Raw genomic sequence first — 10,778 nt, 5'->3', positions numbered from 1 at the left:
ACCGGCCTTAGCTTATTCCTGCCCGGTGGCTGTCCAAACGACCGGGACCACCGCACAGGTAGTCGGTCAGAAATTGTCGAACTGCTTGGCCCCGCTTTTGATGCCGCTTGTCAAAGCTGGGATCAAACGTGAGGGCATCGGATTTGGCTTGATAAAACGGCGCGCCGTGTTGGGTCAAGAACAGATACTGATCCTCAGTGTCGCCACCAGGCGCCCGAGCGCGTCGCCGCTGGGCGCGCTCAGAATACGAATAGGTCCGCAGCAATTCGTACAGTTTCCGCGGTACGCACAAAGTCATCGATTTATCGAATTTGGTATCAATGTTCGTCCCTGGTCCGGCGACCATTCGTACCTCCTTCAGGCCATCAGGTAGCTCGAGCTGTACATGCCGGACACGCAGAGTCAATGCCGACTGAATTCGCGCGCCGCTCAGGAGCATGAAAAGATGCATCAGGGTCATTTCGCTGTTGCCGAAATGGGCCAAAGCCTCAATGATCCAGTGCTGCTCGTTAGGCGGCATTGGCCTCAGCTTTCCGCCGTCGTTGATTGACCCATCGAACGGATCGTCCTGTTTGGGTACTTTGATCGACACATCGGTCGTGACGACTTTCTTGGTGGCGCTTAATCCGACTGAGTCTTTGAACTCGAGGTAATACTCGCGCTCTTCCCAAGGATCATGCCGGATGGGGATGATTCGTTCCCGAATCAGCCAACGATAAAAGGCGATAACACATCCCATGCGCCTTTTGGCGGTCCTCGCACGAATTGTGCGAGCAAAAATCTGTTGTTTCAGATAGCCGTGATACCGGTAGGTTGGTCGTTTCTGCTTGTTCTGAGGGAAATCAGTGAAGTCGATTTCTTTTTCATCCAGAAAGGCTTTGAAGGCTCCCAGGTCGTCAGCGATGCTGTGAAAGGTTGTCATATTGGGAAGTGACACACCTTCCAATCGCGACAGCAGATAGATCATCGCGATATCCCAAGGCCCCCCCTTCCCATCCAGGATGACCGGGAAAAGGTTATACATGGACTCAACGACGCCATCATCGTCAGTAATGGGTCGGAAGTGATAGGTGACTGGCGGGCGCCCATCAATTGCAGGAATTTTGCGCAGGGTGCTGCCGGGAGTCCCCTCTTGGCAAACTTCGGTGATGACACAGGCCGGGAGAACAACTTTGTGGCGAAAGGAATTTGTCATTCCGTTTCTCCCGGCGTAAGGGTGCAGATGGTCCCGATCGGTCTCTTTTGTTGGCTCGCAAATTTGAGCTCAAGCCGCGCGCTGCGGTGGCTTTGCAGTTTGGGATAGATCACTTCGCATTCCTGATGAGTTGCAAGGTGATACTCAAGATATAGAGTCGCCTACCCTATTTCTGAAAATTCTTTAGAACGGCTGGCGGCGACGTACCGAAGTAAGCCGAACAGATAAATCAGAAACGAATGTACTAATCTGCTAGCGCGTCGGGCCTGTCTTTCTCTCGTTGCTTCCGCCGTGGAGGGAGCCAATAGGCAACTATCCGTCAATTGGTTTTTTTGTTAGAAGTCCAAGGTTGAAGTAACAAAGATCCGGCATTCATTTGTAGTCAGCGAAATGCCGCTGTATTGCCAGCTGCCGGATTAGTGAAAATCATATGGTTAAGGAGCCTTGTAAATGTCGGGATGGGGAGCAACAGAACGAGGTGGCGTAGCGATTAGCGCCTGGGAGTATCGTGAGCTCTACCTGGAGTACGGGGAGAGACATTCCGAATTCTTTTGCCCATTCTGTGACATTCCCTTGGTGGCCATGCTGATCTATTCGGACGAGGAGCTCTCACGGTCTCCCCACTTTGCCGCTAGAGATAGCAAGCACCTGTTCGATTGCGAGGGCGAGCCGCTTGATGTGGAGCAGCCCGACAGAAAGCTGCCGCGTGCCCACTATAAACCGCGCCGAATGGGCATCCCGGAAGCGCTGTCTGATCGACCACCTCAGCGCGAATATCGCGCCAGTGCTGACCCTGCAACCCTAAATGTCCCTTCTCCGAGCATTGCTGATGTCACTGCCAGAAGGCGCCAAGCGAGTTCTCTCGGCAAGCCTATTCCCAAAACTTATTTGCTCCGATCTATTGTTGAGGCACGGGACATCGAAATTAAGGAGATATACAAGCAGGCCGGCAAAGGAAATTGGGATCAGGCCAAAATCAAAGCCGAAATGAAAAAGGTGCTTGGTTCAATGCCACTTCGGCTGGAGGATACGACCACTTACGACGACGGGTTTCGTGGCCCGACGTTTCTAAATTGGAAGTTCAAACGCATTTATCATGGCAAGGGACTGGTTGTTAGCAGCGTAAATGGGTTGGCGATCGAAAGCCAGACGGATGGAAAATTGCGGGGAGAGGCATTGCCATTCCGGATACAGATCGATCAGACAGTTATCGGATCCGGTTCTCCGCAATCTCACTTGGCATTGCTTGAAAAGCTGGGATCGTTCGAAGAAACGGGCACGGAAATTCGGTGGTACGCCTATGGCTTGCCAGGCGTTCAAGCTGGCAGCCTAGTCGTACCAATCCAAAATTTCGATCATCTCTATATCAAGAAGGCATTTGAGGCGAAGCGGCCATAAGTGCCAATTCCCAGTGCGGAAGGTGATCACCATAGTCGTCTAGAGGATGGTGAATTTTGATTTGAGAGGCATTCAACGCCTGTTGGAGCAATGACAGCAAGGCGATCAAATGCGCCGCGTCTGGAACGGCAACCGTAATTTCGACCCCATCAGGGGAGCCGATCCGGAAGTTATTCACGTCAATGTCGACATGGATGATCTTATGCACCTTGCGGCCAATGAAATCCGTACCTTCACAAATCTGAATGTAAAAATTGTCGCATTCGGCTCCAAGGACTGGAAAGAACGTATTTTTTTGCGGGTGTGCGCTCTTTGCGACTGCGGCTGCGAAATGCCCAAGAGAAACCAATAGATTGTCAGGGTCAAAGCTCATATTTATCTCCTGATGGTTGTTGAATAGCCGGCTTGAACGGTTTTGTGTTGTTAGATAGGAACGAAAAAGAAGGGGTGACAGCCAAGCTGGCCGTCACCCCTTCGTCGCTTTCCTATAGGAAAGCTCAAGAGCGAGTTGTTGAGGGAAGGAAAAGCGTGGCCGCTGAAGTTGGCAGCTCGCCAACTTCGCCTGAATTAATTCCGATGCCTACTTGTGTAGCGGCAACGCTGGAATCTCACCTGGCACATGCCGTCCATTTGAGCATTACTTGCACAGTTACGTTTTCAGTGCAGAACTTGTCCGTACATGAAGTGCGTCGAAATGAAAATGGTGACCCCCTGCTGGCGCGACAATTCGACGAGCAGCGCCCAGAATTCGTCGCGCGCCACCGGGTCGACGCCAGAGGTCGGCTCGTCGAGAATGAGCAGCTTCGGTTCATGGACGACCGCGACGGCCAGCGACAATCGCTGGCGGATGCCGAGCGGCAGATCGACCGCCGCCTTGTCGGCGTAGGGTGCGAGCCCGAAACGCGCCATCAGTTCGGCAATGCGCGGGCCGCGCCGGGCGTTCGGCAGATGGAACAGCCGGGCGTGCAGATCGAGGTTGGCGGCGACGCTGAGCTCGCCGTACAGCGAGAAAGCCTGCGACATGTAGCCGACCTGCTTGCGCGTTTCGAGGTCGCGGGCGTCGATGGTTTTGCCGAACAGTTTGGCCTCGCCTTCCGTTGGCGGCAGCAGGCCGGTCAGCATTTTCATTGTCGTCGTCTTGCCGCAGCCGTTCGAGCCGAGAAAGCCGAAAATCTCGCCCGGTTCGATCTTGAAACTGACGTGATCGACCGCCGTGAAGTCGCCAAAACGCTGCGCCAGCCCCTCGGCCTCGATGGCAAACACGCCGCCAGCGCCAACGCGTGGCGGGATGACCAGTTCGTGATGGGCCTGCCGGCGCTCCGCCGGCAGCAAGGCGATGAACGCCCCGTCGAGCGTCGCCTGCCCGGTCTGCGCGCGCAACTCCGCCGGTGTGCCGGTGCCGATCACCTTGCCGCCATCCATCGCGACCAGCCAGTCGAACTGCTCAGCCTCTTCCATGTAAGCCGTCGCCACCAGCACGCTCATACCGTCCCGGCTGGCCCGGAGGGCATCGATCAATGCCCAGAACTGGCGCCGCGACAGCGGATCGACGCCGGTCGTCGGCTCGTCGAGAATGAGCAGGTCGGGGTCGTGGATCAAGGCGCAGCACAGGCCCAGCTTCTGCTTCATGCCACCCGACAGTTTGGCCGCCGGGCGGTCCTTGAACGGTAGCAGACCGGTGCTGGTCAGCAGTTCATCGATGCGCCGGACGCGCTCGCGCTTGCCCTGCCCGAACAGGCGGCCAAAGAAATCGACGTTCTCGAAGACCGACAGCGTCGGGTAAAGATTCTTGCCCAAACCCTGCGGCATGTAGGCAATGCGCGGCTGCGCCGTGGCCCGGAAATGACGGTTGCCGATGTCGCCGCCGAGCACCTCGACCTGCCCGGCCTGAATCTGCCGCGCCCCCGAAATCAGCGCCAGCAGCGACGACTTGCCAACGCCGTCCGGCCCGATCAGGCCGACCATGCGACCAGCCGGCAGGGCAATATCGACCGCCGCCAGGGCGACGACGGGGCCGTAGCGATGGCTGACACCAGACAATCGGGCGACCGGCGGGCGGTCCATGGCGTTTTACTTTCCGTCGATCTGCAGATTGGCCGGCCAGGTAGCGCTGGCATCGAGCCGCACGTAGGCAACGCCGGGCATGCCGCCCTTGGCCAGATCGCGATGGGCGGCCAGCCAGGCCGCCGCGGGCTTGACCTTGAGGCGGAACATGAGCTTTTCGCGCTCGCTCCGGGTTTCGACTTCGCGCGGCGTGAATTGCGCCTTTGGCGCAACAAAACTGACCGTCGCCGGAATCACCTGTCCCGGCAAGGCGTCGAGCGCGATGCGCGCCTCGCTGCCCAGCGCCACCTGGCCTGCCTTGTCGGCCGGCAGGTAGAGGGTCATGAACATGTCGGACAAATTCACGAGCGTCAGCGCCTTGCCGCCGCCGGCCAGCACCTCGCCCGGCTCAGCCAGCCGGTAGAGGACGCGGCCGGCAATCGGCGCCTTCAGGGACGTATCGTTGAGCGTTACGCGCAGGCTTTCCGCCTTGGCCACCGCCGCCACCACCGCCGCATCGGATTCGCCAACCTTGCCGCTGGCCTGCGCCATGCCGGCCAGCGCGCCATCCATGCCGGTCTTGTCGACATCGAGCTTGCTGCGGCTGATGAAGCCCCGGCCAACCAGATCTTCGGAGCGTTGCAGCGTCTTGCCGGCCAGCGCTACGTCGGATTGCGACTTGCGCACAGCGGCCCGCGACTGGTCGACAGCGCGTTGCGCCTGAACAATCTGCGCCTCGGCCGCCTGCAACTGGGCGCGCAGATCGTCGGCATCGAGCCGGGCGACGACCGCCCCGGCCTCGACATAATCGCCCTCACGCGGTCCGAGTTCGGCCAGGCGCCCGGCAATCTTGGTGGCGACATCGACTTCGGTCGCTTCCAGCCGCCCGTTACCGGAGGCCAAGCCAGCCGGCAAACCGGCCGGGCGCTGCTGATAGAGGTACAAACCGATGGCTACGGTCAACCCGAAAAAAAGGGCAAAAAGCAAAATCTTGCCAAGGCGGGAACGGTTCATGGTGCACCCAATAAATTACTGACCTAACGGTCATTAAGTGGTTTGATTATAGGCTTCCAGTTTCAATCTGCCCACCTCGGATAAGACTGTGCCATTCGCGGCGACGCCGGCCGACAGCGGGAAAGAGGTCGTCCAGAAGACCTCAGCGAATGACCAGACGCTCGCCTTCACGCCGCACCGGCATGGCAAAGTCGAAGAGATCGGCGTGGGCGGCAATATCGAGGTCGGCCAGTGGCAGGTTCGGCCAGGTGCCGGCGGTAAAACGCTGCCCGAAATCGGATTGCCGGACGCGCTGAACGAACTCGTCCGGCGCCACCGCAGCGCCGCACAATAAGGCTTCGATGTAATCGGCGCAGGCGATGTCCTCGTCGCCGTCGCGATCGACCCATTCGCCGGTGATGACGAAGCAGACCTCATCGGCCCCGGTCGCGCGGATTACCCGGGCCGTTGCCCGGGCACAGACCAGACTGGCAGCGTACAGCCGGCGCGCCAGGCGACAGCGCTGCAGACCGCGAACACCGGCCGCCGCCGTCATCACCACCTGGCGACCGGCCAGGTCGGCCTGCATCAGCCGCGAAGGGGAGTTGCCGAAGTCGAAGCCGGGGACCGGATCGCCGCCGCCGACGGCACCGATCGACACGACGTTATCGAGCTGTCCGGACAGCGCCGTGGCTTCGACAATGCGCTCCACAGGATAGATGGCCTCGGCCCCCCGCGCCAGGACGACCGCCGCCGTCGTGAATGAGCGCAGAACGTCAATGACGACGACCGTATCGCTGACAATCGGCTGGTTCTGCAAGCGATTCAGAAAGAGACGGGAAATTTTCATGGGAAGCAAGGCCGGCATGCTCGGAAGTGCCAGCATAGCCACAAGGCGCGACTCACGGCAAAACCGGCCGGGTCAAACGCCCGACATGTTAGTATTTTCGACCTTTTCCCAGCCAGCGCCAGCCCGCACGCCTTTCGAGCGACAACAACATGCCCCATCCCGCTGAAACCACCTACCTTGGCCTTGCCCCCTTCCTTCGCCTGAACATTGCCGGCGACGATCTTCGGCCGGTTGCCCAGGCCTTGCTGGAAAGGGCGGGTCAGGATGAGGCCAATGCAAACCTGTGGCTGAACCTCTCGACCGCTTTGTTTTGCATTGGACAAAGGGAACATGGCTTGCTGATTCAGGGGCAGGCCCTGGACATGCAGCGCTCCTACCGGATTCCCGCCGCCATCCAGCCCGCCCGGTTGCGCCTGCTGGTTTTGATGGTGGCCGGCGACATTGCTGAAAACACGCCAATCGATTGCCTGCTGGAAGGCTGTGACATCGACCTGCTCTATTACTATGCCAGCGCAGAGGCACCGTTGCCGAAATGCATTCCCGAACACGATGCCCTGCTGGTGGCCATCTGCGATGCGGAAGCGAATTCGCCAACCCTCAAAGCGCTGACTCACTTGCTCAAGGATTGGCCAAAGCCGATCATCAATGGGCCACAACACATTCCCAACACCGCCCGCGATACGGCCAGCGCGCTGTTGCAGCAGGTAGCCGGGCTGCTCATGCCACCGACTTGCCAGATTGGCCGGGATGCGGTGCAAGCCATTGCTCGCGGCGCAATGCCGATCAACGATGTTTTTGACGGTTGCCAGTTCCCGATCATTCTGCGCCCGGTCGGTTCGCAAGCGGGGCGTGACCTGGCCAGGATCGATGATATTCAGGGGGTCACGGACTACCTCTCAAAGGTCAATGAGCCAAGTTTTTTCCTGTCGCGCTTCATCGACTACAGCAGCGCAGACGGATTGTTCCGAAAATTCCGCGTCGCCCTGATTGCCGGCCAACCCTTTGCCTGCCACATGGGCATTTCGGCGCACTGGATGATTCATTATCTCAACGCCGGGATGTATGAAAATGCCGAGAAGCGCGCCGAAGAGGCCCGTTTCATGGACAGCTTTGCCGCCTTCGCCCAACGCCACAAGGCGGCTTTGACCAGCATTTATCAGCGCTCGAAACTCGACTACATCTGCATCGACTGCGCCGAAACGCAGGACGGTCAGTTGCTGATTTTTGAAATGGACCACGTCATGGTGGTACACGCGATGGATCCGGAAGACCTGTTCCCCTACAAGCAAGTCCATATGCGCAAGGTCAGGCAGGCTTTTGAAGACTGCCTCCTTAGCCTGACCACGGAAACCGTCGAATGACCCGGCAGCACACCAATCTGCTAAATAGCCTGAATTTCTCGGGCGGCCCGGGTGCGCTGCCGGAAAGCGTCTTGCAACAGGTTCAGGAAGCGATCCTGGCCGTACCGGAAGTCGGGCTGTCGATACTCGGCATCAGCCACCGCTCCGACTGGTTTGCCGCCGTGGTGGCCGAACTGGAAACCAATATCCGGCAATTGCTTGGCCTCCCGGAGAGCTATCACGTCCTGTTCCTGCAAGGCGGGGCGACACAGCAGTTTTCCATGCTGCCGATGACCCTGCTGGCCGGCAAGACAGATCCGGCGGAATACCTGCACACCGGCTACTGGAGCGGCAAAGCACTGCCCGAAGCGCAACGCGAAGGCCCCGTCCGCGTGGTCTGGAGCGGCAGATCCTGCAGTTTCGGGCGCCTGCCCGCCGACGAGGAAATGGATTTCCACGCCAACGCCCCGTACCTCCACTACATCTCCAATGAAACCGTCGAAGGGCTCCAGTTTCACCGGGTTCTCGGGCGTGACGACGTGCCGCGCGTCTGCGACATGTCGTCCGATTTCCTTTCCGCACCAGGCGAATTCGACCGCTTTTCGATGATCTACGCCCATGCGCAAAAGAACATCGGGCCGGCCGGCGTTACCGTGGTCGTCGTCAAGGATGAACTGCTCAAGGATGCCCCGGACAATCTGCCCGGTTTTCTCGACTACCGGACCCAGATCAACGCCCATTCGATCTACAACACGCCGCCGGTTTTCTCCATTTACGTCGTCTTGCTGGTCACCCGCTGGCTACGCGACGAAATCGGCGGTCTGGCGGCGATGAAGGCGATCAATACCCGGAAAGCCGATACCCTCTACACAGTCCTCGACGACAGCGATGGCTTCTACGCCGGGCGAGCCGCCCGCGCCGACCGTTCCAGGATGAACGTTTCCTTCAACCTGCCAAACCCGGTGCTGGAGAAGGAATTCATCGCCAACGCATTGGCCGCCGGTTTTTCCGGCCTGGCCGGACACCGCAGCATTGGCGGCATTCGGGCCTCGCTCTATAACGGGCTTCAGCTATCGGCGGTCGAAAAGCTGGCTGATTTCATAACCGACTTCAGATCGCGCCAGCGCACTGTCTGACCCCACGGTCAACCGGGTTTACAACTCAAAGCCTAAAAAACACCCAAAAACGAAATCGCCTTCAGGCGCGTGCCGCCCTCTCCCATTCCGAAAGTTGCGCCTTCCGGCAGAGCGTTTGCAGCACATTGAAGGCCGCCCGCAGGTTCTTTTCAGCAGCCGGGCTGAGCCCTTCGCCCAACTCGAACTGCTCACCGCTGATGCAGAGCACGAAGGCCGGCGGTGGCTCGGCGCCTTCGGTCTGGACATAAACCTGGAGCACCGCTGCCGGCGGTAGTTCGTGCGTCGTATAGGCGGCGCCGGTGGCCGGCGCGATGCGCTGGAAGGTGTATGGCCCCGGGGTGCTGGCACCGGCGTCGATGAACAGGGCGAGTTGCCGGCCTTGCAGGTCGAGGGCGTGTTCGATCTGCAGCTGGAAATCCTCAATCAGCTCGAACTGCTCGGCCAGGTTTTCATTTTCGAGCCATTTTTCCAGTTGACCGTAGCATTCCGGCCCGAGGGCGTCGTCGCCGCGGCTCGGGTTGCCGATGGCGAAAATGACGACGGGTGCGCTCACGAACGGCGCAGCGAATGCACGATGCGGCCTTGCGGATCGACCAGCTCGACTTCAAGCGGCATCTTGCCGAGTGCGTGCGTGGCGCAGGACAGGCAGGGGTCGAAGGCGCGGATGGCGACTTCGATGTGGTTGAGCAGGCCTTCGGTCACTTCGTGACCGTGCAGGTAACGGCGGGCGACGTGGCGGATGGCTTCGTTCATCGCCTGGTTGTTGTTGGTCGTCGACACGATGAGGTTGGCCATCGTCACCAGATCGTTTTCATCGACGCGGTAGTGGTGAAACAGCGTGCCGCGCGGGGCCTCGATGACGCCGACGCCTTCCGACTGGCGCTCGCCCTGGACCACCAGGTCGCTGCCGAGCAGATCGTCATCGTGCAGCAATTCCTTGATCACTTCGGCGGCGTGCAGCATCTCGATCATCCGCGTCCAGTGGTAGGCGAGTGGCGCGTGCATCGGCGATCCACCGGCGTAATCGACGAATTCGCGGCGCTCGTGTTCGGCGAAGGGCGTCGAAATCTGGCAGCAGTTCTGCACGCGGGCCAGCGGGCCGACCTTGTACCAGCCCTGCTCCTTGCCGAGCGACTTGAAGAACGGGAATTTCATGTAGCTCCACGGCCGGACTTCTTCCTCGATGTACTGGTTGTATTGCTGGTAATCGACGTGGTCAAAAATGATCTTGCCGTTGTCGTCGCGGGCGCGCAGCGTGCCGTGATAGAAATCGAGGTCGCCGTTGTTGCCGACAATCGACATGAAATTGGAGCGGAAAATGCCGAAGCTGTTGTACAGCCCGGGGTCCTGCGTGTGCACCTTCTGGATCAGCTGCACGGCGTCGCGCGACCACTGGACGATGTGGTAAATGTCCTTGAGCAGCTCGTCTCGCTCGGCCACCGTCAGCGCCTTGTTGACGCCGCCGGGGATGGCGCCCGTGCCATGGACGCGCTTGCCGGCCGTGACGCGGATGACTTCCTGGCCGAACCGACGGAGCAGCACGCCGCGCTTGGCCGTTTCCGGATGGGCCATGGCGACGCCGACGATGTTGCGCTTGGTCACATCGCTGTCGAAACCGAAGAGCAGATCGGGCGAACAGAGGTGGAAGAAATGCAGCGCGTGCGATTGCAGCATCTGGCCGTAGTGCATGAGCCGGCGCATCTTTTCGGCCGTCGCCGTGAGCTTCTTGGCGCCGACGATGACGTCGAGCGCCTTGGAAGCCGCCAGATGGTGCGACACCGGGCAGATGCCGCACAGGCGCTGGACCATGACCGGGACTTCCC

The 10,778-nt window shown here is 59.6% G+C and carries 9 protein-coding genes and 1 pseudogene; 3 read left to right on the top strand and 7 right to left on the bottom strand.

Annotated elements, in window-relative coordinates; translation table 11 throughout:
• Positions 1 to 7: 7 nt before the first annotated feature.
• Positions 8 to 1,195 carry a site-specific integrase gene (locus ADADOO_RS13600; RefSeq protein WP_511278042.1) on the bottom strand — a complete coding sequence of 396 codons (1,188 nt, stop codon included), beginning with the start codon at positions 1,193 to 1,195 and terminating at the stop codon, positions 8 to 10.
• Between the two features lie 576 nt (positions 1,196 to 1,771).
• Between ADADOO_RS13600 and ADADOO_RS13595 the strand changes: the two genes are divergently transcribed.
• Positions 1,772 to 2,593 carry a hypothetical protein gene (locus ADADOO_RS13595; protein WP_511278041.1) on the top strand — a complete coding sequence of 274 codons (822 nt, stop codon included), beginning with the start codon at positions 1,772 to 1,774 and terminating at the stop codon, positions 2,591 to 2,593.
• Here ADADOO_RS13595 and ADADOO_RS13590 read toward each other — a convergent pair.
• The 4 genes and pseudogenes from ADADOO_RS13590 to ADADOO_RS13575 all read right to left on the bottom strand — a co-directional run bounded on the left by ADADOO_RS13590 (position 2,562) and on the right by ADADOO_RS13575 (position 6,479).
• Positions 2,562 to 2,966 carry a hypothetical protein gene (locus tag ADADOO_RS13590; protein WP_511278040.1) on the bottom strand — a complete coding sequence of 135 codons (405 nt, stop codon included), beginning with the start codon at positions 2,964 to 2,966 and terminating at the stop codon, positions 2,562 to 2,564. The two genes, ADADOO_RS13595 and ADADOO_RS13590, sit on opposite strands and share 32 nt — an antisense overlap.
• Positions 2,967 to 3,271: 305 nt before the next feature.
• Positions 3,272 to 4,657, bottom strand: a pseudogene (locus ADADOO_RS13585) (ATP-binding cassette domain-containing protein); the annotation flags it as partial.
• Positions 4,658 to 4,663: 6 nt separating this feature from the next.
• On the bottom strand, positions 4,664 to 5,650 hold the full coding sequence (locus ADADOO_RS13580; protein WP_511278039.1) for an HlyD family secretion protein: 987 nt from the start codon (positions 5,648 to 5,650) through the stop codon (positions 4,664 to 4,666).
• Positions 5,651 to 5,792: 142 nt separating this feature from the next.
• A complete protein-coding gene (locus ADADOO_RS13575; RefSeq protein WP_511278037.1) occupies positions 5,793 to 6,479 on the bottom strand; it encodes a 2-phosphosulfolactate phosphatase in 687 nt (228 codons plus the stop codon).
• A gap of 149 nt (positions 6,480 to 6,628) precedes the next feature.
• Here ADADOO_RS13575 and ADADOO_RS13570 point away from each other — a divergent pair, with 149 nt between their 5' ends.
• Positions 6,629 to 7,840, top strand: coding sequence for an ATP-grasp domain-containing protein (locus ADADOO_RS13570; RefSeq protein ID WP_511278036.1), 1,212 nt, complete (start codon positions 6,629 to 6,631; stop codon positions 7,838 to 7,840).
• Positions 7,837 to 8,955, top strand: coding sequence for a phosphoserine transaminase (locus ADADOO_RS13565; RefSeq protein WP_511278035.1), 1,119 nt, complete (start codon positions 7,837 to 7,839; stop codon positions 8,953 to 8,955). The genes ADADOO_RS13570 and ADADOO_RS13565 overlap by 4 nt, the downstream gene beginning before the upstream one ends.
• Positions 8,956 to 9,016: 61 nt before the next feature.
• Here the strand turns inward: ADADOO_RS13565 and ADADOO_RS13560 are convergent, their stop codons facing one another.
• Together ADADOO_RS13560 and ADADOO_RS13555 are read right to left on the bottom strand one after the other, a co-directional pair.
• The gene (locus ADADOO_RS13560; RefSeq protein WP_511278034.1) at positions 9,017 to 9,508 is read right to left on the bottom strand and encodes a hydrogenase maturation protease; all 492 of its coding nucleotides are present in this window, start codon (positions 9,506 to 9,508) and stop codon (positions 9,017 to 9,019) included.
• Positions 9,505 to 10,778: Ni/Fe hydrogenase subunit alpha (locus ADADOO_RS13555; protein ID WP_511278033.1), on the bottom strand; the 1,274-nt coding region annotated here is incomplete at its 5' end. The genes ADADOO_RS13560 and ADADOO_RS13555, both read right to left, overlap by 4 nt.

The sequence above is a fragment of the Azonexus sp. genome (assembly GCF_036170495.1).
GTDB lineage: Bacteria > Pseudomonadota > Gammaproteobacteria > Burkholderiales > Rhodocyclaceae > Azonexus.
This window is presented reverse-complemented; position numbering and strand designations above follow the sequence as displayed.

Coding starts and splice junctions, on each gene's coding strand:
- ADADOO_RS13580 (WP_511278039.1), bottom strand. CDS start 5,650: ATGAACCGTTCCCGCCTTGGCAAGATTTTGCTTTTTGCCCTTTTTTTC.
- ADADOO_RS13575 (WP_511278037.1), bottom strand. CDS start 6,479: ATGAAAATTTCCCGTCTCTTTCTGAATCGCTTGCAGAACCAGCCGATT.
- ADADOO_RS13570 (WP_511278036.1), top strand. CDS start 6,629: ATGCCCCATCCCGCTGAAACCACCTACCTTGGCCTTGCCCCCTTCCTT.
- ADADOO_RS13600 (WP_511278042.1), bottom strand. CDS start 1,195: ATGACAAATTCCTTTCGCCACAAAGTTGTTCTCCCGGCCTGTGTCATC.
- ADADOO_RS13565 (WP_511278035.1), top strand. CDS start 7,837: ATGACCCGGCAGCACACCAATCTGCTAAATAGCCTGAATTTCTCGGGC.
- ADADOO_RS13590 (WP_511278040.1), bottom strand. CDS start 2,966: ATGAGCTTTGACCCTGACAATCTATTGGTTTCTCTTGGGCATTTCGCA.